This window comes from Aestuariispira insulae (genome assembly GCF_003385955.1).
Lineage (GTDB): Bacteria > Pseudomonadota > Alphaproteobacteria > UBA8366 > Aestuariispiraceae > Aestuariispira > Aestuariispira insulae.
This window is the reverse complement of sequence record NZ_QRDW01000001.1, coordinates 465,911-489,932: the sequence shown is the minus strand read 5'-3', so window position 1 is coordinate 489,932 and position 24,022 is coordinate 465,911. Positions and strand designations below refer to the sequence as shown.

Below are 24,022 nucleotides of genomic sequence, written 5' to 3'. Positions count from 1 at the left end.
GGGTTAGTGAGATTCCGTGAGATGGAGATATGCAGATCCGGCCATGTAAAGCCCGATCAGGAAGATCAGCGCCGCTGAGAGATAAGGTGCTTTGGACAGCCATTCATCCACCTTTGCGGATTTGCGGGAGGCGTATTTCAAGCCCAGGGCGGCAACAAGGCCCGCGGTCACCAATGTGATGGCAAGCCCCACGGAAAAGGCGGAGACCAGGCCGACCCCTTTCCAAATTTGATCCGTCTGCATGCATAAAATCAGTACCGTGATGGCGGCCGGGCAGGGGATCAAGCCGCCGGTCAGGCCGAACATGATGGTTTGGCCGGTGCTGGCCGCGCCGCCGGCAAAGCGGGTCTCAATTTCGCGGGCATGGGCGGCGGCATGGGCGTCGCCGTCTCCGTTGTGGGCGTGATGGCTGTTGCTGTGCGAATGGTCGCCGCCATGGGAATGCGCACCACCGTGGGAATGACTGCCCCCGTGGGAATGGTGGTGATGATGGTGGCTGCGTTTCCGCTGGGCGAGTCTGGTCTGGAAGAATATCCAGGCGGCCACGAACAAAATCACTATGCCTGACACCAGGATCAGCCAGGGCTCCAATTCCTCGCCGATCATCTCATTGCCGAAATAGATGGCTGACAAGCCAAGCACCCAGACGATCAGGGAATGGGACACCGTGGCGGCCAGGCCCAGCTGGATTGCCTGGGTAACTGTCCCTTTCACTGCGATGATGAAGGCGGCCATCATGGTTTTGGAATGACCGGGTTCCAGCCCGTGCAGGGCGCCGACAGCCAGCGCAATGAAGGCCAATGCGGCAAAGGACGTGTCGCCATTTTTCAAAAGTTCAAGAATATCCACGGGGCCGGTCCTTACAGATATTTGGAGATTTCTTTGAACTCGGCGAGCACGTCATCGGACTTCCGGCCCGAGAGAACCGCACTTTCCAGGCAATGGTCGATATGATCCTGGATCAGCAATTTTTTTGCCTTTTGAACCGCGCTCTCAACCGCATGCAGTTGCTGTGCGATATCCACACAGGATCGTTCCTTTTCCATCATATCGAGGATCTTGTGCAGGTGGCCATGCGCCCGTTTCAGACGGTTGAGCACCTTATCGTGGGATTCATGTATCATGAACATATCCTATCCCCCAGGAGGGGATATGTTAAGGCAAAAATCGACATGTGATTTCCAATGGGGGGTGCCACGGGTATTTAAGCGGTTTTTGCGTGTTTGCAGGTTGGGGCGGGGCGGTGGACCGCGCCGTCTTCCAGACGGATTGTCCGGGTAGCGATTTTATGGCGGAAATGCGGGTCATGAGAGATCACAACCATGGCCTGGGGCAGTTCCAGCAAGATTTCCACCAGGCGCTCGGTGGTGCGCTCATCCAATGCGGTGGTTGGTTCGTCCAGAAGCAGTGCATCCGGCTCCATGGCCAGCACCGTCGCCAGAGATACCAGGCGCTTTTCCCCGCCGGACAGTTTATGGGTGATCCGGTCCCGGAAGCTTGTGAGGTTCAGCATGTCCAAAGTGGCCTCCACAATCGCCATGGCTTCATCCTTGGATTTGCCAAGATTCAGGGGGCCAAAGGCGACATCTTCCGCGACTGTGGGGCAAAAAAGCTGGTCATCGGGATCCTGGAAGACAAAGCCCGCACGACGGCGCACTTCCGTGAAATCGGCCTCGGCCTTGCGTTCCCGGCCAAAGGCCGTGACGGATCCTGCTGAGGGCTTCAACAAACCGGTCATGATCTGCAACAGGGTGCTTTTTCCGGCACCGTTATGGCCGTTAAGGCACAGGCGTTCACCGGTGAATAGCTGTAGGTCTGCCCCGTTCAGAATTGGGCGGTGACCGGGGTAAGCATAATGGATGCCGGCAAGATCAAACAAAGGGGACATTGAGATACTCCCAACTGAGCAGGACGACGATGATGGCTATCATCATGCCGGCAAAAATATAGTCGCGGGCGTTGCAGGTCATGTCATCCAACAGATAGAGTTTGCCCTGGAAACCCCGGCATTTCATGGCTTTTAAAATCCGTTCGGATCGTTCCAGCGCGCGAACCAGCAGCATGCCGACAAGATATCCGAAGGTCTTGTAGGTATGTATATTGTTGCTGGGCCGGAATCCTCTGGCCTTCATTGCGACCCGCATCCGTTTCTGTTCGTCATTCAGGACCTCGATATAGCGGATCGTAAACAACATTAGATGGATCAGTATTTCCGGCACCCGCAGCCGGGAGAGAGCGTGCCCCAGTGTGACGGCCTCCATGGTGCCGACCAGGGCCAGTACCATCATGACGATTGCGTTGGCCTTTAATGCGATCCGGCAGGCTTCAAAAATCCCTTCCCAGCTGGCGGCAAAGGAAAACACGGTGAAGGCGGTCTCACCCGGCATGGTAAAGGGCAGCAGAAACAGCATGAAGACAACGAAAGTGTCCATCATCATCACCCGTTTCAGCGTTTTGCCTAACGGAAGGCGGGCAGAAAAGAGGGCGACCAGAGAAAAGCCGAGCGCTGTCCCAAGGATAGGGAAGGCGTTCAGGTTCACGACAGTGGCGGCAAAGGCGCAAACGACCAGGATCCGGACGCGCGGATCCAGATCCCGGACGCTCCAGCCTCCGGCGCTGGGCGTAGAGGCTATTGCCTCCGGCCCGTTATGTAAAAGCGCACTCACTCGGCTGCCTGCCCGGCAATGCCGGACTGTTTTTGGCGTCTCCGGGCGGCCAGATAGGCGGCCAGGCCAAAAATGCCGATGATATATCCGATGCCGCCCAGGATGGACTGTAGATTGTTTTTCTCCTTATAGGCGGCGATTTCCCGCCGGAGCGGTTTCACTTCGCGGCGCACCGCTTCGGCAACAAGCTCTTTGAGGGCATCCGGTGCGACAGAGCCAGAGATTACTGCGGTTGCTGGCGCGGAAACGGTTTTAGCACCGGTGCTGGCTGGGGCCTGGCCGCCGGCTAGACCGTCCGGCAGCTCATCAATTTCCATCCGATATTCAGCGACATGACCTGCCCCGAGGTTGGCGCGGAAGATATGGACGATCTGCTCTGTTGGCTGGAAGGTGAAAAAACCCTCTTCATCGGTGTGGGTGTCCCCCAATTTCCGGCCGTCTTCAGCAAAAACCTCAACCGCCTGGTTGGTGGCCATTTCGCCATTGGAAAAACCAATCTCGCCCTCGATCAAGTCGCCTTCGGCAAAGGCGGAGGCAATCACCTTATGGGCGGATGCTGGCGTGGCAGAAAACAGGGCCACTGCGAACAGGGTGGGCAGAGCGAGGGATTTAAACAATGTCATCAGTCCGCCCCTTGGGAAACGGTATTATGGAGATCAAACAATTCCGGTTTGACCTTTCGAATGAGATAGACCGCGGCGGCGGAAACAAACCCTTCGATAATCATGACCGGGATATGGGCCAGAAAAACCAGCTTGGCGGCTTCATAGAATTTTTCACCGGACAAAGTCAGCGAGATTGCGACAACTCCGGTGGTCAGCGCGATCGCCAGGGCCCCTGCAATACCGCCCCAGATCGCGGCCTTTTTCGGGGCTGCCGTGAGAATGCCGCTACGGCATAAATAGAATGCCACCACAGCGGGGAGCGCGATATTGACCGTGTTGATGCCAAGGACCGTCAGGCCCCCGAAACCGAAGAAAACCGATTGCAGCAACAGACCGACAAAGAGGGCAGGAAAAGCCGCCCAGCCCAGGATGATTCCGGCCAGACCGTTCATGATCAAATGCACGCTGGTCGGCGGCACGGGAACGCTGATCAGGGAGGCAACAAAGAATGTGGCGCTGAGCACCCCGGCAACCGGTATTTTTTCCATATCCAGTTTGCGCAGGCCCAGGGCGATCCCGCCGACGGCAAGAACACCGCCGGCGATGACCACTTCATTGGATAGGGCACCATCTACAATATGCATGGGATGAACCCCTTATACTGGATGTCGCCGTGCTTATTTAACATCGTAGGCGCGGACCCACAGGACGGCATCCTGGGACAGTTCTTTGCCTTCATGTTCCTTATCCGGACCGGAACCAAGGGCGGCAAAGCCCCAGAAACCGGATTTCGGGATGCCGAAGGAGAAATAGCCGTTGGCATCAGAGATCGCGACGATGGCACCGCCCGGCATCGGTTCGGCTTTCGGCGTGCCGGCTTTGTTCTCCGCCATATCCGGTTCAGCGGCCATATATTCAATTTCAATCTCAGCACCGGCGACCGGCTTGCCGGCGGACAGCAGACGCCCGGTGAAAGTGGATCCCGCCAGGATATTGGTCGGTTTGTTCAAAGGCACAATCTCGGTTTTCAGGCCGATCGGCTCCATCCAATCGGTGGGAACCTCGCCTTTGTTGACGAAGCTCTTGGTGATTTGCTGGATATAGATGTCTTCACTTTCTTCGTAATAAGGCGCGGGCGTCGCCACCAGAATGTAATCACCATTGCGTTTGATTTTAACATCCGCTTCATAGGCGGCGGCCTCGTTATGGGCGCCCTTGAAGGTGATTTTCTTCAAACTGTCGATCAGGTCGGTCTTTTCACCTTTGTGGATATAGTAAAACTCTTCCGGTTGGCCCATATCCATAGCATGTCCGTTTTCAAACGGATGCCAGAAGATCAGGCGGAACGGTACATTGCCTGCTTTTTGCAGGTTCACTTCCGGTGTGTAGATCAGCTGGAAATGGGCACCTGCCGGGGCGGATGCAAAAAGCGCGGCCGCAGCCACAGCGGAAAGAACGGTCTTGCGAATCATGTGCGGTCTCCAAAGATACTGCCTGGAACCGGTGCATGTCACAGTTTAATTGCGCCGGAACCAAAGATTGGAAACGCGCGGGGAGAAAACGGCGGCAAAGGGGAATTATTTTTTACCTTTGACGACATCTGACGCTCACCCCGGCGTCTGGACGAAGTTTGCCCGGGCCAAATGGCCAAGACTGGTCAACGGCAGGTCTCCTGGCTTGCGGGTCTTTGCTTGATTTCCGTCTTCCCAGGCCAATGGCCCAGTGACATGTTGGAAATCTGGCTCGCCGCTTACAGTTGCGGGGGCAGCCACGGTTTTGGTCCCTGTTGGGTACGCCTCACCGTGTTCCCTATTAAGATCGTCATCGCGCTTGGATGACCGATCACCGTTGATCGCACACCTACCAGCAAAGATTTTTGCAGGCAAGCGATTCGATATTGCGATTGGATAGAAATCGCAATGTCAGAAATGTTACTGTATTTTCAGACGAAGAGCCAATTTAATTATGTTAATAAAATCAGTATTTTATGTGGAAATGGACATTTATATTGCTATAAATGACAATAATAAGGTCAAAATGGTGCCGATCCTGCGCATGCCTTTGTTTTAGGAATTTTGGCTTGAGGAGAGGAGTTTTTCAAACGATCGTTTGATTGAATTGGCTGGGCGGCATAACATATCGCTGTTCTACATAGGATCGGAGCCCGTTTCATGATTGCCACGGATTTGGAAAATACCCGCAGCCTTCTGCTGAAATCGGCGGCCGGGCTGTTTGCGGAAAAGGGGTATGAGGGGGTCTCGATCCGAACCCTGGCACGTGCGGTGGACGCCAATATCGCAGCGATCGGATACCATTTTGGCGGCAAGGAAGAGCTGTATCGAGAAACCTGCCGGTTTGTGGTGGCCAATATGAAACCGCGCATGGCACCGGTCCGGGAAAGCCTGCAGGCGATTCTGGACAAGCCGGGCTTTGACCCAGTCACACAGTCGGCGGATGTTCGGGCTTTTGTGGCTCTCTTCATTTCCCGGTTTGTCCATGATGATTTAAACCGCAGCGGCCAGGCTCTGTTGCTTCGGGAATATGCCAATCCGGGGATTGGCTTCGAGATTTTCTATGCGGAATTCATCGAGCCTATGCATCGCATGATCACGCGCCTTTATGCCCGTATCCGGGGTATGGATGAAAATGACCCAGCTTCGATCATCGGCGCGCATAGTCTTTTGGGCCAATGGCTGGCATTTAAGCTGGCGGAAGAACCCTTTTTGCGTCGGATGGGGTGGGAGCGTGTGGAAGAGGGGCAGGTCGCCGGAATCCAGGAAGTCGTAGTGCCGACTGTGATGCGTTCATTGGGGCTGGATAGAGATTGATGCAACCTTGGCACACTTTTGTGACATTTATCGATCAAAAGGGCGCGCAGTAAATCAGATCCTCCGGGCAGCCGTGGACAGACGGCGGGGGAAGAGGAGAAAAGAGAATGTTGAGTAAGATCGATAAAAAATACAAAAAACTGCTGTTTCTACCGCCTTTGTTAGTTGGTGTGGTTGTCCTGGTGCTGGCCGTTTCCAATAAAAAGCAGCCGACATTGCGAGAAGCGTCTGAAACTGCACGCCCGGTGCGGGTACTGCCCGTCCAGCCATTGGATTTCGTTCCAAAATCTTTGGGATATGGATATGCGGAGCCGAAGAAACAGCTTGCATCCGTGGCGGAAGTGGCTGGCCGGATTACCTATCGCAACCCGGATCTGCTGCGTGGCCGGATCTTGCCGGCCGGCACGTTGCTGGTAGAGATTGACCCGACTGATTACATCCTTGAAGTGGAACGCTCGGAAGCGGATCTGATCAGCATTGAGGCCCAGATCTCCGAGATTGACACCACCATCGCCAACTTGCAGGAAAGCCTGAAGATCGAACGGGATTTGCAGAAGCTTTCGGAAAAGGAAGTGGAGCGGAAACGCAAACTGTTAAAGCGGGGAGCCGGCAGTCAGGCCGCATTGGATACGGCAGAGACCAACCTCTTGTCCCAGCGGCAGAAAATACAGGACCTGGAGAACGAGAACCGTCTTCTCCCTGCCCAGCGGGCGGTGCTGGAGGCCACCAAACGTCAGAATGAAACCCGCCTTGCCCAGGCGGAAGAGGATTTGTCCCGGACAAGGATCATTCTGCCGTTTGATGCGAGGATCGCCAGTGTTGCGGTGGAAGAAGGGGAATATGTGCCCGTGGGCCAGCAATTGTTGGAAGCCGACGGGATTGATGTGTCCGAAATCACCGCCCAGTTCGCGCTTTCCCATTTTGCCAGCCTGATGGCTGGTGAGCGGTCCATGGAAGGATTCGATCCCGGCCGAGCGGGGGAGATTTTGCGGGAGTTTGGCATCGAAGCACGGGTTCGGGCTGTGAATATGGAAGGGGCACCGGTCTGGGAGGCGCGTCTTGACCGGATCAATGACGCGATTGATAGCGGCACCCGGACATTGGGGATCATTGTTGCGGTCGACGAGCCTTATCGAAAAGCCATCGTCGGAAAGCGGCCGCCGCTGGTGAAAAACCTGTTTGTTGAGGTGGAATTGCGTGGCAAGGCAAAGCCGGGCCGAATAGTGATTCCCTACAGCGCGCTTCATCGTTCGGAAAATGGCACGGATATCGTTTATGTGGCGGATGGCGACAACCGCCTGCGCCATCGCGAGGTCAAGCTGGGTACCAGTCAGGGGGATGTGGCGGTTGTTTTGGACGGGTTGCAGGCCGGTGAAGCATTGGTGCTGACCGATTTGATACCAGCGATTGAAGGTATGCTGCTGGAGCCGATGGTGGATCAGGCGGCGGCGGAAAAACTGCGCCAAGCGGCCTCCGGTGAAGGGGAAGTCAAATGATCCGCTTTTTCACCGCCCATCCGACGGCAGCCAATATTTTGATGCTGCTGTTGATGGTAATCGGGATTGTTAGTGCGCCCTCACTGGTGCGCCAGACATTTCCCGATTTTTCCCAAAGTTCGGTTCAGGTGACGGTTGCCTATCCGGGTGCCACAGCCGAAGAGATTGAGGATGCCATCTGCCAGCGTGTCGAGGATGCGGTGGCCAATGTTACCTTTATTGACGAAATCCGCTGCCTCACCCGTGAGGGCAGTGCCGCCGTCACGATCGATATGCAGGAAGAAGGGGATATCGCCACCTTCCTGGCCGAGATCAAAACCGAAGTGGAAGCCATCGACAATTTTCCTGACCTGGCGGAAGACCCGGCGGTTCGGCAGCTCAATAAGACCGACAGCGTGATCCAAATTGCCATCACCGGGCCGATGTCCGCGCCGCATCTCAAGGTCTATGCAGAAGAAATCAAGGACCGGCTGCTACGTCTATCGCTGGTCAGTCTGGTGGAGCTGGATGGTTTTCCGGACCGGCAGTTGCGAATTGAGCCGCGCCAGAGCGCGCTTCGGGAATATGGGCTTACCATTTCATCGATCGCGGATATTGTTGCCAAGCAGAGCCTGGACCTGCCGTCCGGCGCGATTGAAGCGCGTGACAAGGAGGTCCTGTTGCGGTTTGCCGATGAGCGCAAAGGCATTCAGGAACTGGAAAACCTGGTGGTGATCGGCGGCGAGACCGGGGCTGAGGTGACACTGGGCCAGATTGCCCGGGTGACTGACCGTTTTGAGGATGACGAGGATAAGATCCTGTTTAACGGTGAGCGTGCCGCTATTTTGCAGATTACCAAGACCAAGTCGGAAGATGCATTACGCATCAAGGCCGAGATCGAGGCATTCATCAATGAAGTTCAGGCGTCAGCCCCTGAAGGGGTGCATTTCACCCTGACCCGGGATGTGACCAGCATTGTTGAAGACCGGTTAAGTATGCTGACCAAGAATGCGGTTCAGGGGCTTCTGCTGGTGTTCCTGGTGATGTGGGCCTTTTTCAATATCCGCCTGTCGTTCTGGGCGGTGATGGGCCTGCCGATTTCTTTCCTGGGCACGGTTGCCTTGATGGTGGCCATGGGCTTTACGCTCAACATGCTCTCTATGGTGGGGCTATTGATCGCGATTGGGATTATTATGGATGATTCCATCGTGATTGCGGAAAATATCGCGACCCATAGACATCGTGGGAAATCGGCAATTGAGGCGGCGGTGATCGGCACCAAGGAGGTTTTCCCAGGGGTGCTGTCCTCCTTTGCAACCTCGGTCAGCGTGTTCCTGCCACTGGCCTTTATCAGCGGCGATATTGGCAAAGTGCTGCGTGTGGTGCCGATTGTCTTGATCATGACGTTGGCAGTCAGCCTGATCGAGGCCTTTCTGATCCTACCGCATCACATGCTTCATTCCGCCGGTCGCCGGCAGGATAATCGGTTCCGGCGTTGGTTCGATTCCGGTTTTGAACGTATCCGGGAACGGTTTCTGGGCCGGGCGATCGACCGGCTGATCGAATGGCGCTATCTCACAATTGGCATCGTGTTGATGTTGTTCCTGGCCTCGGTGGCCATGCCGGCCAGTGGCTTGCTGCGTTTCAAGGCGTTTCCGGATCTTGACGGTGACATTGTCCAGGCGCGCCTGTTACTGCCGCAGGGAACGCCGCTGACCCAGACCGAAATACAGGTCGACCGGATTTTGAACGCCCTGAAGGAGACTGAGGCGGTCTTTGCTGATCAGATGCCGGAAGGTGAAAGACTGGTGGTGAATACCAATGTCGCCTTCAACAGCAATCCGGACACGAATGAGGTTGGCCCGCATCTGGCGACCGTGACCGTTGATTTGCTGACCGCCGAACGGCGCGGTCTCTCTATCGACGAAATCACCGGTCTGTGGCGTGAAAAAATCGGTATTGTGCCCGATGCAATCGCGCTCAGCGTGGCCGAACCGTCCCTGGGGCCGGCGGGGGCACCGATTGATATCCGCCTTTACGGCAGCGATCTGGCCGAATTGGAAAAAGCATCTTTGGAGCTGATGGCCAAGCTGGAGAGCTACCAGGGTGTTTTTGATCTGAAAAATGACCTGCGACCGGGCAAGCCGGAATTGCTGATCACCCTGAAAGAGGGCGCAACAGAACTTGGCCTGGATGCGGACCGGATTGCCCGACAGATGCGTGCAGCCTTCCAGGGGACGACCGCCAGCGAAATCCAGGTGGGATCGGAAAGTTACGAGATTGATGTCCGGCTGGCCCAGGATGACCAAAATAGCCTGGGTGATCTGGATTATTTCGTCGTGACCGCTCCGGATGGCACCCAGGTGCCGTTTACTTCTATTGCAGATGTAGAACGTGGTCGCGGCTATTCCCAGATCACGCGGATTGATGGGTTGCGTGCGGTGACGGTCAAGGGTGATCTGGATCCCGCCCTGACCAACATGAACCAGATTATGGCGGATTTACGCAGTGGTTTCTTTACCGAAATGCAGCAGAGATACCCGAGTGTGACCTTGGGGTTGGAAGGTGAGGCAGCCGAGCAGGCGGAAACAGCCACATCCATGCTGCGGGGCTTTGGGCTGGGAATCCTTGGGGTTTTCCTGCTGCTGAGTTTCCAGTTCCGAAGTTATTTGGAACCGATTGTGGTCATGCTGGCCATCCCAATGGCCTTCATCGGATCCATCTGGGGCCACGTGATCATGGGGCTGGATTTTTCCATGCCGTCCATGCTGGGATTTGCCTCGCTGGCGGGGATTGTTGTGAATGATTCAATCCTGCTGGTGACATTCATCAAGATGCGGGCCAAAGAAACGACGGATCTGTCTGTCGCGGCGCGCCAGGCCAGCCGAGACCGGTTCCGGGCGGTTTTGCTGACTTCCCTGACCACCATTGCGGGCATGCTGCCCCTGCTGTTCGAAACCAGTTTTCAGGCGCAGGTGCTTGTTCCCCTGGTGACTTCGCTTTCTTTCGGCCTGATGGCATCAACCCTTCTGGTGTTGCTGATCGTGCCGGTGCTCTACACCATTCTTGCCGATTTCGGCCTCACAAACCATGCGATGGATGAAGATGATCAGGGAGAAGAAATGAAAGTCAAAATTGAATAGAATGAATGCTATTCTCTAACTGATTGACCCGGCCCAATGGCGCTCTTAACGTGATGCCCATTGGGCCGGATTCATTTGGGAAAGGGGGGAGTGACATGAGGCAGCCAGCCAGTCCACCCGGCATGATAACCTTAATCGGGTTGACGGCATTATCCGTTCTCACCCTGAACCTGTTTTTGCCCTCGCTTAGCAACATGGCTGCGGATTTTGCCGTTGAATACGGTTTGATGGCGATTGCCATTGCGGGCTATCTGGCCGTCACCGCTTTGATGATGCTGGTAATGGGACCGGTATCCGACCGCTTCGGGCGACGGCCGGTGCTGTTATTCTGTCTATCGGTCTATAGTGCTGCCTCCATCATTTGCGCCATGACCGATGATTTCATGCTCTTCCTGCTGTTCAGGCTATTGCAAGGGGTCATTGCTGCAGGGTGGGTTCTTTCCCTTGCTGTGATCCGGGACATGCTGCCGCCACAAGAGGCTGGAGGCAGAATCGCATACATGACCATGGCGATGGCAATAGCCCCGATGCTGGCCCCGATGGTGGGAGGTTTTTTGGATGAGTTTTTTGGTTGGCGCGCCAGCTTTTATTTATTCTCAGGATTAGGCGTGGTTATTTTCGCCTTGGTCTGGTGGGATCTTGGCGAAACCCATTTGAAACGCTCGAACTCCTTCCTGCAGCAGTTTTCAAGCTATCCCGATCTGTTCCGGTCACGCCGGTATTGGGGGTATTCCCTTTGCATGGCCTGTTGTACCGCAGCTTTCTACGGTTTTCTGGCGGGGGCACCGCTGGTGGCGGTGGATTTGCTGGGGCTGAACCCCGCCGAAGTCGGGATTTATCTGGGGTCGATCACCGGTGGATTTGCCTTTGGCAGCTTTTTATCCGGGCGGTTTTCAAAGCGCTGTGAATTGACAAGCCTGATGATTGCCGGGCGCTTTGTCGCGATTGCGGGCCTGGCGTCCGGGCTGATGATTTTCAGCCTGGGAATGGGCAGCGCGCTGGCTCTGTTCGGGGCGACCTTGTTCATGGGAATCGGCAATGGCATCACCATGCCGAGCTGCAATGCGGGTGTCATGTCGGTCCGGCCGGAACTGGCGGGCAGTGCATCCGGTCTGGCAGGGGCGCTGACCGTGGGCATCGGTGCTTTGCTAACCGCTTTCACAGGCGTGATCGTGACCCATGAAACAGGTGCTTTGGGCCTGTTGGGCATGATGCTGTTCCTGACCCTCTTGGGATTGGTTTCTGCGGTCTATGTCCGTTCGGTCAATCAGCAAGCGGACGAGGCTGCGGCAAGCGCTGATTGATTTCCCCGATTAGATCCGGCCCGAGATCTTCACATCCAGATAAGCGGAAAAATACCCGGCATATCGGTTATGCAGATCCGGACGTTGCCAGTCTTTTCCAGTGATCGTGCCCCGGCAGCGAGCCTTCCCGCAGTTACAGGGCATTTCATAATCGTCATCATCGGTCATGGCATAATCGATGGAGATTTCCTCGCCTGGTGCGATATCGCGCATGGCAACCACCACAATCTGGCCCATGATCCCGCAATTGGGATCACAGCTGTGATTGAGATACATCATGCAGTCTTCGCGTTCGGTTGTGGACATGGGGCCGATGAAAAGATCATCGGCGATCTGGAACTCGGTCGGCCCCAGCAGTTTCTCCAGCCGTTTTAATGTGTCCCGCCCAAATATATGCCCGCCTTTGACCAACAGGACTTCACCTTCTTCAATAGGTTCTAAAGCAAACTGGCCGAACCCGTGCTTGGAGCTCTCCCGTCTTTTTATCTTGTCCGAAAACCAGGATTTTGGATGGGGCATTTGAAGGGCTCTCGCTGATGGGGCGGAAATAAGGAAGGCCGATCAGTAACCTGTATTGATCGGCCTGCCATTGAGATGAGTCAAATCAGGCGGGCTGTTGACCCGTATGCCGGTTCAGTTTCAGCCAGACGATGGCAACCGTCACAATCAGCAGGGGAAGGGCGACGCTCAAATTGACCGAGGTCCATCCCACCAGGCTTTGCAACAGGCCGGCGGACAGGCTGGTCAGGATCATGGTGCCAAAGACCAGGAAATCGTTGAAGCCCTGAACCTTATGCTGTTCTTCAGGGTGATAACAATTGGTCAGCAGGGTGGTGCCGCCGATGAACATGAAGTTCCAGCCAAGCCCCAGCAGAATGAGGGCGCTCAGGAAATGGCCCATTTCGATCCCTGAAAGATTGATCGCAAGGGTCAGGAACATGCAAAAGACACCAACGGAAATAATCGTGATATTGCCAAATTTCCGGATCAGGTGGCCGGTGAAAAAGCTGGGTGCGAACATGCCGAGCGCATGCCATTGGATAACAAAGCTGGAATCATTGGGCAGGAAGCCGCAGGCCTGCATGGCCAGCGGAGTTGCGGTCATGACCAGGTTCATGGCCCCATAACCGATCATGGCGGACAGAACCGCGATGATGAACAGGGGCTGGCGGGCAATCTCAAGCATGCTCCGGCCCTCTGGCTGCTCAGCCGTTTTTTTCGGTTTCGGCGGGAAAGTCTGGAACTGAATGATCACGATGGTGATCGCGCATAAAACGGCAATGGCCAGATAACAACCGGCAAACGAGGCCGGTGCCAACAGTTGATAGGTATGTTTCGAAAGCTCGGGCCCCAGAATAGCGGCGACTACACCACCCGCCATCACATAGGAGATGGCCCGGCTGCGAAAGGCAGGGGTGGAAACATCCGCCGCTGCAAAGCGCATGTAATTCCAGAAGGCTGCATGGACACCGATCAGAAGACCGCTGGCGCTGAACAGGATAAAATCCTGTTCAATGATCGTATAGCAAGACAGCAGGCCGCCGGCCATTCCGAAACACTGGCCGATGGTAAAACCCCAGCGGCGGCCGATTCGTTTCATCAATAAATTGGCCGGGATGGTGGAGAGCATCATGCCGACAAATTGCATGGTGAGTGGCAAGGTCCACCAAATGCCATCCGGATCCAGGGTTTTGCCGGCAAGAGCGGCGATGGCAACGATCAGGACATTGCCGGTCATGGAAAGCGCTAGGCTGCCGGTCAGCAGGGCGACATTCTTTTTCATGCCTGGCATGGTCTCACCGGGATTGGTGCTGCCAAGTATGGATCCTGATGTCTGATTGGTACTGGTCACGGCTTGTCTTCCCCCCTTCGCTCACATGGATGGTTCAACATCCAATTAATGTGATTTGAGCAATGGGGGAAGGTAGGCCTTTTGTCAATGCGGCATGATGATTAATCAGCGCCGGTCAGCGTTTTAGGCTACTTTGATATCGGCAATGAATTTTTCCACATCCTCGCGCAACCTGTCGGTCTGAAGCGCCATCTCTCCTGCGGATTCCTTGACTTTGTGCGAGGCATCACCGGTATCACTGGCGGCGCTGGAGACATCACGGATGTTATCGGTGACTTCCTGTGTGCCGCGGGATGCCTCTTCAATATTGCGGGCAATTTCCTTCGTTGCGGCCATCTGTTCTTCAACCGCTGCGGCGATGCCGCTGGATATTTGGTCAATCTCATCAATCACTTTGCTGATGGTATCGATGGCGGTAACGGCATCCTTGGTTTCGGTCTGGATATTGGAGATCTGCAATCCGATTTCTTCGGTCGCCTTGGCTGTCTGCTGGGCCAGGCTTTTTACCTCTGATGCCACGACCGCAAAGCCCTTGCCCGCTTCGCCAGCGCGCGCCGCCTCGATAGTGGCATTAAGCGCAAGCAGGTTGGTTTGGTCGGCAATTTCCGTGATCATGGCCAGGACATCGCCGATTTTCCGCGATGCCTCTTCCAATTCCCGCATGCGGATCGTTGTGTCGCGGGCCTGGCTCACGGCATTACCCGCAACCTGGGACGCTTTGGAAACCTGGCTGCTGATCTCGCCGATAGAGGAGGATAACTCCTCGGTCGCGGCGGCCACGGTCTGCACATTGCTGGAGGTGCGGTTGGAAATGCTGGAGACATTCTCCGCCTTTTCATCCGCCTCATTGGCGGTGTTGGACATGGTCACCGCCGTTTCGTTCATCTCTTCCACCTGGGAACGCACTGTTTTCAGGGTGACGCTGATTGCCTCATCAAAATCGTGGGTTAGCTTCTCAACCATACGGACGCGCTCTTCCCGGGCCTCCTGAGCCCGTTTCTGTTCTGCGGCCATCTGGTCGGATTCGATCAGCTTGTCTTGGAAATATCGCAATGCCTGCGCCATCATGCCAATTTCGTTTTTGCGCTCGGTATCGGAGATTTCCACATTTCGGCTGCCGCCAGCCAGATCCGACATGGCACTGCTCATCCTGTTGATCGGCAGAGTGATCTGACGGCCGATAAACAGCGCCAGGCCAAATGCCAGGGCGGATATGATGATAATGGTTGCGATCATCAGAATGCTGGCAAGGTTTTTGGCCGCTGCAATGCTGACCCGGGTGTCCATCAGCTGGTTCAACATGATGGTGTTTAATTCTTCGGTCAGGGGTTCTGTTTCGGCAAAGATAGCGCTCAAAACCGAAATATCCTCAACAAGGTTCAATCGGGCAACGGCAAGCGCTTTGAAATCTCTGTGATAAGCCGCCATCAAGGACAGGATTTCGGTTTGAGCCCCTTGCGCAATGCCGGATCCGGCCAGCGCGGTTTCAAACTCAGCGCGGCGGTCCGTCATGCGACCAACATATTTTTCATCCAGGCGGATGATGAAGTCTTTTTCATGCCGACGCATCATCAGCATTAAAACCATCAGTTCCGGATTGTTTTCCGCTTTCAGCTTTTCCTCAACGCCGTGAACCGCCGAACGCAGGCTGCCACGCAACCCTTCTTTCTCAGTCAGGCCGATCGCGAGCCAGGATTGTGAAACCTTATCAAATTGTGTGACATAGGCTGAGAATTTCCCCTGCAACTGGTCGATGATGCCACCAATGTCGTCGTTGGCATGAAACGCCCGCAATTCGGATAGGTCGGTGCGGATGCTGGCAACGGTCTGGGCATGCTGGTCCAGGTATTTGCTATCCAGTCGGATCAAAAAATCCTTTTCCCGGCGCCGGGCGTTTAAAAACCCATATCGAGCAGACTGGTTTAATTCCTGCTGCTTGGTCACGGATTGCAGCTTCTCCTCAAGACTGGAGATATGAGCCTGATTGGCAAAATAAATCAGGCAAATGAGGATAAAGCCGATCAGGGCGGTTATGCTGATCAGCAGGATTTGAGATTTGATGCGTAGGTTTCTCATAGCAATATACCTGGCAGGCACATCGGCCTGCTCGCTGATGATGAGTGAATTTCTACAATCCAATATTGCTTTCCATTCCTTAAATAAGCCTTAAATAGATGGGGTTGCTAATAATTCGGGCCTAAACCATTGATGTTGCGTCGCGAAAACGTGTTGTTGCGGTGCGGGATGGGAATCGGCTATGATGGGACACCGGATCACAGAAATCCTTCAAAACAGATCATGAGAGGGCGCGGTGCTCTATAGCCTTTATGATGCCAAGACCCAGGCCTTATCGCCATTTCGGTTGTTGGCGGAAACCACACGAATGTCTTTCACAAACCCATGGAATCCTTGGGCTTATACCCCTTGGGGGCGTGCGATGGCGGCCGGGTCGGATGTTTTGGAAAGTGTGATGCGGGAGCGAACCAAACCCGCTTGGGGCATTGATTTCACCGTCGTAGATGACGAGGAATATCCGGTCGAGCGCCATGTTGTACGCAGCCGGCCGTTTTGCGAATTAATCCATTTCAAACGCATTGGGGCGGAAAAGCGGAATGATCCCAAGATCCTGCTGGTGGCCCCCATGTCCGGCCATTTTGCCACGTTGCTGCGCGGTACGGTCCAGGCGCTGATCCAAGACCATGAGGTTTATGTCACCGATTGGATTGATGCGGCTCTGGTGCCGGTTGAGGATGGGCATTTCAGTCTGGATGATTACATAGATTATCTGCTTGATTTCATGAGGTTCCTTGCGCCGGACCTGAATGTCATGGCGGTTTGCCAGCCGGCCCCGGTTACCCTGGCGGCGGTCAGCCTCCTGGCCCAGCATGATGATCCGGCGCAGCCGAGCACCATGACCCTGATGGGCGGGCCGATTGACCCCGCAGCGGAAGCGACCGTTGTGACCCAATTGGCTGAAAACCGCACCATGAGCTGGTTTGAACAGCATTGTGTTCACTTGGTGCCGGGCCGGTTCCCCGGGGCCAATCGCCGCGTTTACCCGGGTTTCCTGCAATTGCGAGCGTTCTTGTCAATGAATCCGGCACGCCATACCAGCGCCCATATGAAGATGTTCAATCATCTCATTGAGGGGGATGGTGAATCCGCGGCGGCCCATCGCAAGTTTTATGACGAATATCTGGCGGTGATGGATACGCCTGCTGAATTTTACCTGGATACTATCCGCGAGATCTTCAAGGAACGCACTTTGCCGCGCGGGTTGTTTAAATGGCGTGGAGAGACGGTTGACCCGTCCGCGATCACGAAAACCGCTTTGCTCACCGTGGAAGGGGCACTTGATGATATCTCCGCGCCGGGCCAAACTTATGCCGCGCACGATATGTGTACCGGCCTTCCCAAGGCAAAGCATAAGAATATTGTGCAGGAAAATGTCGGTCATTACGGCATTTTCAATGGGCGCCGCTGGCGTGAGCAGATCAAGCCGCAAATCGGAGAATTTATCCGGAAACATCGTGCAGCCTGACCCGATTGCTGTATGCTTGACAGGCAACCGGAGAGAAATCTAATTATCCGGCCTGATAATCTCATGAAGCATGAACAGTGGCGAGCCAAGTAATTGTCGGTCTAAATGTGGTCGTGGTGACCCTGGAGGAGAACGAGCCCCGGGTCATGATCGTGCGCCAATTTGCCGATATTGCGTCTGAGCCTGACTACGGCCTGCCATTTGGACCGCTGGATGTTGAAAAACACCGGACCCTGGAAGAGGGGCTTCGCACTTGGGTGCATGACCTGACCCAGCATCCGCTGGGCTATGTGGAACAGCTTTATACCTTTGGCGATCGGGATCGTTACAAAACCTCTTTTACCGAGGGTGGACGTGTGCTTTCGGTCGGATATCTGGCGCTAAGTCGGCCGCTGGGCAATTGTAGCGAGAAAATCCGTTTTCCCACCTGGTATGACTATCTGCCTTGGGAAGACTGGCGCGAAGGGGAACCTGCAATCCTGGAGGAGCGAATCTATCCGGCTCTGCGTGCCTGGGTGGCCTCAGCCGAAACACGGGCGCTTCGTGACAAGCGTGAAGCGCGTATCCTTTCGGTTTATGGCTTGGATGGCGGCGTTTGGGATAATGACCGGGTCCTGGATCGCTATGAAATCCTGTATGAAGCCAATTTGGTGGCAGAAGCTTATCGGGATGCGGGTATGGCGCGTGACATTCCCGATCATGTGCGTCGGATGGGGGCAAGCATGGTCCATGACCATCGCCGGATCCTGGCCACGGCCATTGGCCGGTTACGCGGTAAGATTAAATTCAGGCCGGTGGTATTCGAGCTGCTGGAAGAGGAATTTACCCTCTACCAGTTACAGCTTTGTGTGGAGGCGCTCTCCGGCAAGGGGCTGCACAAGCAGAATTTCCGGCGTTTGATTGAGGCGCAAGGCCTGGTGGAGGAAACCGGGGGCATGTTTCAGGAAGGGCGGGGCCGGCCCGCGAAACTGTTCCGTTTCCGAGCGGATGTACAGCGCGAACGGGTACGGCCGGGCGTGAAACTGTCGCTTTAGACCGCGTGGAATTTGCAAATTTTCCAGGGCATGTTTTAATCTTTTTCAAATGCTTGGCAGCAAAGAAAAGGAAATTGGATCTTGGTGGCCATTGCAACAACGCTGGCGTCTGACTGGTACAGGGGATTCCAAGAATTCCTGGGGAACGAGCCGGAATTTGCCCCTCTCCGTTCAGTCTTCCGACTCACACCTGAACAAATGGCGGATTACGATACCAGTGTGGAGTTCAACTATAACGCCATCGGTGTGATTCACGGTGTCTTGAATGACGAGTTGAATATCATGCTATCCCGGGCATTCCGGCAATATGTGGATCGAATTGCGCCGTGTGAGGCCCGTCTTGAGCGGGATTGGCGCGAAAAATTGCAGGTGCTTGACCAGTTGGGACATTGTCCGATGCCCCCTGTGGCCTCATCTGTGATCCGGCGGCTGAATGATCATTTCGAAAAGAAGGCTCTTCACGTGATGCAGTCGGATGAAATCTGGCATCCGGTATCGAATGAAGAGGCCCTCCGTCACAATGTGGCGCGTTATGAGCGCGCGGATATCCTGGCCTGTCCCGACGTGCTCGAGATCGCTACAAGGCCGGAAACCATTGCCCTGATCCAGGCGCATCTCGGTGTGTTGCCCACCTTGATTAACCTGTCCTGCTGGCGTTCCCATGCGGGCTTGCCGGCACCGAAACGCGCCCAGTTTTTTCACTTTGACCTGGATGACTACCGTTTTTGTAAGCTTTTTGTCTATCTGAGTGATGCCGGAGAGGGGGCGGGGCCTCATGTTTATGTGGAAGGGAGCCATCGTGCTGCCCTGGTCCGAAACGCTCGAGATCATTGGCCGGAGGGGCCAAAGGATTTCATGGACTGGTATCTGAAATCCGTGCGGAAGACGGATGAGGATGTGGAAAAGGCCTTTGGAAATGCGGGGGTTCGTCTGACAGGCAAGGCCGGGGACAGTTTTATTACGAATACTGCTGGCATCCATAAGGGCGAGATGCCCGTTGATCAGGATCGGTTTCTGTTGCAGATGGAGTTTGCGGCAACTCCGATGCTGACGGAATTGATCGATCCGGTGCCGCTGGCCGACCTTGGCTATCCCGAAGGTCTGGCGGGTCGGTTGAACGATCCGGTGACGGCCTATGTGGCCCGGCTATTCGTCACGGCCTGATCTCTCAATAGCCTTCAATTGATCTCAACCCCTTTGCGGCGCATCGCCTCACATCGCGCTTTTTCTTGACTTTATTTATACTCGTTGTATGAATATATACGTCAAATAATACTCCATACGAGTATTAAAATGGGTTCAAGAAGGAGTATTCTGATGGCTCAGGCACAACAAGTTATTCAGAATAATGAATTTTCCGGTGCGGATATTGTTCTGCCCATGACCGAGGAGGTTCGCGCGCGGACACAACCGGTCTATCAGAAGTTGAAAAGCCAGATCTCCGAAATGGAATGGACCTATTTTGCCCCGCTGATCGATGAGATCAACCGTCTCAAGAAAGAGAAAAACGCCGTCATTCTGGCCCATAACTATCAGACGCCGGAAATTTTCCATGGGGTTGCCGACATTGTGGGTGATTCCTTGAAACTGGCGAAAGATGCGCTGGAGGTGGAAGCGGATGTGATTGTGTTGTGCGGTGTTCATTTTATGGCGGAAACCGCCAAAATCCTGAACCCGGCGAAGACGGTATTGATCCCCGACCCGACCGCGGGCTGTTCGCTGGCGGAATCAATCACCGCTGAGGGGCTGCGCTCGCTGAAGGCGCAATATCCCGGTGTGCCGGTGGTGACCTATGTAAACACCACGGCTGAGGTAAAGGCGGAAACCGATATCTGCTGCACATCCGGTAACGCGGTGGAAGTGATCGAAAGTCTGGGTGTCGACCGGGTGATCATGGCACCGGATAAATATCTGGCTCAGAATATCGCCAAGCAAACCGGGGTCGAAGTGATCACCTGGGATGGGCGCTGTGAGGTGCATGAATTATTCACGCCCGAACAAATCCAGGATTTCCGGGACCAGAATGAAGGGGTGGTGGTGATAGCCCATCCGGAATGCACCCCAGAAGTGGTCGAAGCTTCGGATTTTGCCGGATCAACCGCCCAGATGGTGGATTTCGTGGCGACCAAGAAACCGGAAAAGGTCTTTATGGTGACTGAATGCTCCATGAGCGACAATGTCTCCGCAGAGCATCCGGACGTGGAATTCGTCAAACCCTGCACCGTCTGTCCGCATATGAAGAAGATCAATCTATCCAAGATTATCCATTGCCTGCGGGATTTGAGCAATGAAGTGACCGTTGCGCCTGAGGTGGCGGAGAAAGCACGGGCATCCATCACCCGGATGCTGGCGGTCAAATAACCGAAAGGGAGGGCCGGCCATGAAGCTTGCCCGGATCAATGAATATCAATGCGGGCCAGTGGTGATCGGCACCGGAGCGGCGGGTCTGCTCACGGCTTTGTCCCTGGCGCCGATGCCGGTTGTCCTTGTCGGAACCGGGGCAAAAGGCTCCAGTGACCTGGCGCAAGGTGGGATTGCAGCGGCGGTCGCGCCGGAGGATGATGCGGCATTGCACGCAGCCGATACCCTGAGCGCGTCTTCCGGTCTGTGTGATCCGGAAACGGTCGATCTGGTGACTGGCGAGGGGGCTTTGCGCATCGCCTTGCTAGAGCGGTTCGGCATGCCGTTTGACCGGGGACAGGATGGGACAATCCTATGTGGTCGGGAAGCTGCCCATCAGGTGAACCGTGTGGTGCATGCCCATGGTGACGGCACCGGGGCGGCGCTGACCAAAACCCTGTGGGCGCAGGTTCATAAGGCAGATCATATCCAGATTCTGAGCCCGGCTGTTGCAGAGGTGCTGATTTTGGAGCAGGGGCATGTCTGTGGGGTGGAACTGGCCAGCAGGACCGGGAAAATCCGCCTGAAATCGGAGGCTGTTATCCTGGCGACGGGCGGGCTTGGTCAGTTGTTCAGCCGGACCACAAATCCTGATGGGGTTTGTGGTCTTGGCTTGGGGCTGGCGCTCCGGGCCGGGGCCGAACTGGTGGATATGGAATTTGTCCAATTTCATCCGACCGCGATCGATATCCCCGGCAAATCACCCAATCCCCTGGCTACAGAAACCCTGCGCGGTGAAGGCGCAGTCCTGCTGGATCACCGGGGACAGCGTTTCATGAAACAAATCCATGCGGATGCCGAACTGGCGCCGCGTGATGTGGTGGCCCGCGCGGTATACCGGGCGGTGAAAGAGGGGGGGGCCTGGCTGGATGCCAGAGCCAGTGTCGGGGACGTATTCCCCGATCATTTCCCAACCGTCCATCGGTTATGTCTGGAAAATGGCCTTGATCCAGTGACAGCGCCCATACCGGTGGCTCCAGCAGCCCATTATCATATGGGCGGAATTGCCACTGATCGTCGGGGCCGGTCTTCCCAGACCGGGCTTTGGGCCTGCGGTGAAGTGGCCTCCACGGGGCTTCACGGGGCAAATCGGCTGGCCAGCAATTCCCTTTTGGAGGCCTTGGTCTTTGCGCCGCTTGTTGCGGCGGATGTAAAGGCGTTGGGCATGAAGCCGCGTTCAATGCTGCCACAGAGCCTGATTGATCGGGTGGCGAGTGAGGGGGCAATCACCGTTTCCGTTCCGGCCTGGCTGCGCCAGGCAATGTATGATGGGGTTGGCGTGGTGCGTGAGGAAGAGGGTATGCAGGCGCTGCATGCACAACTGGTCGACTGGCGACCTGATGAAGCTTCAGAGAGGAATCTCCGCGCGGCGGCTCTTGCCGTGGTGACGGGCGCGATTGGCCGGCAGGAAAGCAGAGGCGGTCATTTCCGCAGTGAATATCCGCTGACTTTGGGCCGGTTTAACCATCGCTGCTATTTGAACAGGCAAACCATTCCTGGCCTCGCAGAGGATGATACCGCTTATGAATCCAAGGATGTTTCCCATGTATGAGATGAATGAGATCTTGGCCAGAGACCTGATCGAGCGGGCTTATCGCGAAGATCTGGGCGATGCCGGGGATATTACGACCCTGGCGACCATTCCGGCTGATGCAGTGGTGACCGCACGTTTGAATGCCAGGGCTGAGGGGGTCGCCTGTGGCGTCGCGCTGGCGGCGGATTGTTTTGCTTTTGTCGATAGAGGGCTGGATATCGCACTCTTTAAAAAAGATGGTGACCGGATTGCGCCCAAGGATTGCCTGATGGAAATCCGCGGCAGTGCGCGATCGATCCTGACGGCGGAGCGGGTCGCGTTGAATTTTTCCGGACGGTTGTCGGGCATTGCCACTCTCACCGCAGACTATGTGGCACAGGTCGCCCATACGACGGCCAAAATCTGCTGCACGCGCAAAACCACCCCGGGTTTACGGGCGCTGGAGAAATTTGCGGTTAAATGCGGCGGGGGGATGAACCATCGGTTCGGCCTCTATGACGCGGTGATGATCAAGGACAATCATATCGCGGCCTGTGGCGGCATCGGTGCGGCCATCGACCGGGCCCGCGAACAGATCGGTCATATGGTCAAGATTGAGGTAGAGATTGATCGCCTTGCGGACTTGGAGGAGGCTTTGGCCCATCATCCCGACATCATCATGCTGGACAATATGGGTAATGATGACTTGCGCGAAGGCATTGCGATCATTGCCGGGCGTGCGAAGGTTGAGGCTTCCGGTTCTGTGTCCCTGGACCGGGTGGCTTCGATTGCGGAGACCGGTGTGGATCTGATCTCGGTTGGGCGATTGACGCATAGTGCGCCAAACTTTGACCTGGGGCTGGATTTCTAACGGTAGCGGTCGTGGATTGTTTGCACGGTGCCATCCTTCAGCATGCCTTTCAGGCTGCTGTTGAACCCAGCCAACAGCCGTTCATAACCGGGCCAGCGATTGCTGAAGCATAAATGGAACAGGGTTTGTTCCCTGTCCTCCAGCCGGTCGTAGCGCAGTTGATCCGAAAGGCCTAGCTGCTTGGCCAGGTAAGCGGCATTTTCAAGGGCGGTGTAAAAAGCGTCAGCCCGGTCGATGGTGAGATGTTTCAGGGCCTGGTCATCGGCCGTTAGGACCGAATGAGGGATCCCCAGATTGGTCAATTCCTGCTCATAGCTGTAGCCGCGCAGCCCGACCACCCGCAGTTCCCGGATGCTATCGAGCGTGTTAAAGGGGCCGCCCGGTTGGTCCTTGCGCAGGGCTATGACAGGTGTCAGCTGGCTGATCGGGATTGATAGAACAGAAAAATGTGCTCTGCCAATCGAATAGGTGCAGGAGAAGAAAGCGGGAATAGATCCTGCCTCTGCCAATACCACGACCCGTTTCCAGGGAGTGTAGCGAATGTCGGTTTTAATCTGCATGCGCCGGAAGGCTTCAGCAACGACCTCGACATCAAAACCCGGCCGGCCATCAGTGGCATTTTCAATCTCAAAAGGCGGGTAGTGGGTTGTATGAATCTCAATTGCGTCTGCATACGGCTTGCCGGGCCCGAACAGCAGGCAAATAAATGTCAGGCAGACCATTGTTTCTTTAATCAGTCGCATGTCGGCCATGATAGTTGGAATTCGGTTAAGAAATCATTTCGTGTCTA

The 24,022-nt window shown here is 55.4% G+C and carries 21 protein-coding genes and 1 riboswitch; of the genes, 10 read left to right on the top strand and 11 right to left on the bottom strand.

Annotation, left to right across the window (positions count from 1 at the left end; all coding sequences use genetic code 11):
• Positions 1–3 precede the first annotated feature (3 nt).
• The 7 genes from DFP90_RS02395 to DFP90_RS02365 all read right to left on the bottom strand — a co-directional run bounded on the left by DFP90_RS02395 (position 4) and on the right by DFP90_RS02365 (position 4,743).
• Complete coding sequence (locus DFP90_RS02395; protein WP_245956945.1) at positions 4–849, bottom strand: nickel/cobalt efflux transporter; 846 nt, start codon at positions 847–849, stop codon at positions 4–6.
• A gap of 11 nt (positions 850–860) precedes the next feature.
• On the bottom strand, positions 861–1,124 hold the full coding sequence (locus tag DFP90_RS02390; protein ID WP_281269666.1) for a metal-sensing transcriptional repressor: 264 nt from the start codon (positions 1,122–1,124) through the stop codon (positions 861–863).
• 80 nt (positions 1,125–1,204) lie between these two features.
• Positions 1,205–1,888: an energy-coupling factor ABC transporter ATP-binding protein gene (locus DFP90_RS02385; protein ID WP_115934802.1), complete on the bottom strand. Its 684-nt coding sequence runs from the start codon at positions 1,886–1,888 to the stop codon at positions 1,205–1,207.
• The gene (cbiQ, locus tag DFP90_RS02380) at positions 1,872–2,666 is read right to left on the bottom strand and encodes a cobalt ECF transporter T component CbiQ (protein WP_115934801.1); all 795 of its coding nucleotides are present in this window, start codon (positions 2,664–2,666) and stop codon (positions 1,872–1,874) included. Before cbiQ ends, DFP90_RS02385 begins: the two co-directional genes overlap by 17 nt.
• Entirely contained in the window at positions 2,663–3,289 is a 627-nt protein-coding gene (locus DFP90_RS02375) for a cobalt ABC transporter permease (RefSeq protein WP_245956944.1), read from the bottom strand. The genes cbiQ and DFP90_RS02375 overlap by 4 nt, the downstream gene beginning before the upstream one ends.
• A complete protein-coding gene (cbiM, locus tag DFP90_RS02370; RefSeq protein ID WP_115934800.1) occupies positions 3,289–3,915 on the bottom strand; it encodes a cobalt transporter CbiM in 627 nt (208 codons plus the stop codon). The genes DFP90_RS02375 and cbiM overlap by 1 nt, the downstream gene beginning before the upstream one ends.
• A gap of 33 nt (positions 3,916–3,948) precedes the next feature.
• On the bottom strand, positions 3,949–4,743 hold the full coding sequence (locus DFP90_RS02365; protein ID WP_115934799.1) for a DUF4198 domain-containing protein: 795 nt from the start codon (positions 4,741–4,743) through the stop codon (positions 3,949–3,951).
• A gap of 173 nt (positions 4,744–4,916) precedes the next feature.
• Positions 4,917–5,136: riboswitch (cobalamin riboswitch) on the bottom strand.
• Between the two features lie 306 nt (positions 5,137–5,442).
• Between DFP90_RS02365 and DFP90_RS02360 the strand changes: the two genes are divergently transcribed.
• The 4 genes from DFP90_RS02360 to DFP90_RS02345 all read left to right on the top strand — a co-directional run bounded on the left by DFP90_RS02360 (position 5,443) and on the right by DFP90_RS02345 (position 12,021).
• A complete protein-coding gene (locus tag DFP90_RS02360; RefSeq protein ID WP_115934798.1) occupies positions 5,443–6,099 on the top strand; it encodes a CerR family C-terminal domain-containing protein in 657 nt (218 codons plus the stop codon).
• A 107-nt stretch (positions 6,100–6,206) separates the two neighbouring features.
• The gene (locus DFP90_RS02355) at positions 6,207–7,595 is read left to right on the top strand and encodes an efflux RND transporter periplasmic adaptor subunit (protein WP_115934797.1); all 1,389 of its coding nucleotides are present in this window, start codon (positions 6,207–6,209) and stop codon (positions 7,593–7,595) included.
• Positions 7,592–10,717, top strand: a complete 3,126-nt coding sequence (locus tag DFP90_RS02350) for an efflux RND transporter permease subunit (protein ID WP_115934796.1) — start codon at positions 7,592–7,594, stop codon at positions 10,715–10,717. Before DFP90_RS02355 ends, DFP90_RS02350 begins: the two co-directional genes overlap by 4 nt.
• 95 nt (positions 10,718–10,812) lie before the next feature.
• The gene (locus DFP90_RS02345; protein WP_115934795.1) at positions 10,813–12,021 is read left to right on the top strand and encodes a multidrug effflux MFS transporter; all 1,209 of its coding nucleotides are present in this window, start codon (positions 10,813–10,815) and stop codon (positions 12,019–12,021) included.
• 9 nt (positions 12,022–12,030) lie between these two features.
• Here DFP90_RS02345 and DFP90_RS23050 read toward each other — a convergent pair whose 3' ends face one another.
• The 3 genes from DFP90_RS23050 to DFP90_RS02330 form a co-directional block, all read right to left on the bottom strand.
• On the bottom strand, positions 12,031–12,540 hold the full coding sequence (locus tag DFP90_RS23050; RefSeq protein ID WP_218044552.1) for an SET domain-containing protein: 510 nt from the start codon (positions 12,538–12,540) through the stop codon (positions 12,031–12,033).
• Positions 12,541–12,625: 85 nt separating this feature from the next.
• Positions 12,626–13,873 carry an MFS transporter gene (locus DFP90_RS02335; protein WP_245956943.1) on the bottom strand — a complete coding sequence of 416 codons (1,248 nt, stop codon included), beginning with the start codon at positions 13,871–13,873 and terminating at the stop codon, positions 12,626–12,628.
• Positions 13,874–13,996: 123 nt separating this feature from the next.
• Complete coding sequence (locus DFP90_RS02330) at positions 13,997–15,949, bottom strand: methyl-accepting chemotaxis protein (RefSeq protein WP_115934794.1); 1,953 nt, start codon at positions 15,947–15,949, stop codon at positions 13,997–13,999.
• A 235-nt stretch (positions 15,950–16,184) separates the two neighbouring features.
• Between DFP90_RS02330 and DFP90_RS02325 the strand changes: the two genes are divergently transcribed.
• The 6 genes from DFP90_RS02325 (at position 16,185) to nadC (ending at position 23,232) form a co-directional block, all read left to right on the top strand.
• Positions 16,185–17,414, top strand: a complete 1,230-nt coding sequence (locus DFP90_RS02325) for a polyhydroxyalkanoate depolymerase (RefSeq protein WP_115934793.1) — start codon at positions 16,185–16,187, stop codon at positions 17,412–17,414.
• A gap of 77 nt (positions 17,415–17,491) precedes the next feature.
• Complete coding sequence (locus DFP90_RS02320; RefSeq protein WP_115934792.1) at positions 17,492–18,448, top strand: NUDIX hydrolase; 957 nt, start codon at positions 17,492–17,494, stop codon at positions 18,446–18,448.
• Positions 18,449–18,532: 84 nt separating this feature from the next.
• Positions 18,533–19,612 carry a phytanoyl-CoA dioxygenase family protein gene (locus tag DFP90_RS02315; protein ID WP_147300911.1) on the top strand — a complete coding sequence of 360 codons (1,080 nt, stop codon included), beginning with the start codon at positions 18,533–18,535 and terminating at the stop codon, positions 19,610–19,612.
• 153 nt (positions 19,613–19,765) lie between these two features.
• Positions 19,766–20,809 carry a quinolinate synthase NadA gene (nadA, locus tag DFP90_RS02310; protein WP_425452139.1) on the top strand — a complete coding sequence of 348 codons (1,044 nt, stop codon included), beginning with the start codon at positions 19,766–19,768 and terminating at the stop codon, positions 20,807–20,809.
• A gap of 19 nt (positions 20,810–20,828) precedes the next feature.
• Positions 20,829–22,400 (top strand): L-aspartate oxidase, encoded by a 1,572-nt coding sequence (locus DFP90_RS02305; RefSeq protein ID WP_115934790.1) that lies wholly within the window; start codon positions 20,829–20,831, stop codon positions 22,398–22,400.
• Positions 22,384–23,232, top strand: coding sequence for a carboxylating nicotinate-nucleotide diphosphorylase (gene nadC / locus DFP90_RS02300; protein WP_425452146.1), 849 nt, complete (start codon positions 22,384–22,386; stop codon positions 23,230–23,232). Before DFP90_RS02305 ends, nadC begins: the two co-directional genes overlap by 17 nt.
• Here nadC and DFP90_RS02295 read toward each other — a convergent pair.
• Positions 23,229–23,984, bottom strand: a complete 756-nt coding sequence (locus DFP90_RS02295) for a substrate-binding periplasmic protein (RefSeq protein WP_115934788.1) — start codon at positions 23,982–23,984, stop codon at positions 23,229–23,231. The two genes, nadC and DFP90_RS02295, sit on opposite strands and share 4 nt — an antisense overlap.
• Positions 23,985–24,022: the final 38 nt, after the last annotated feature.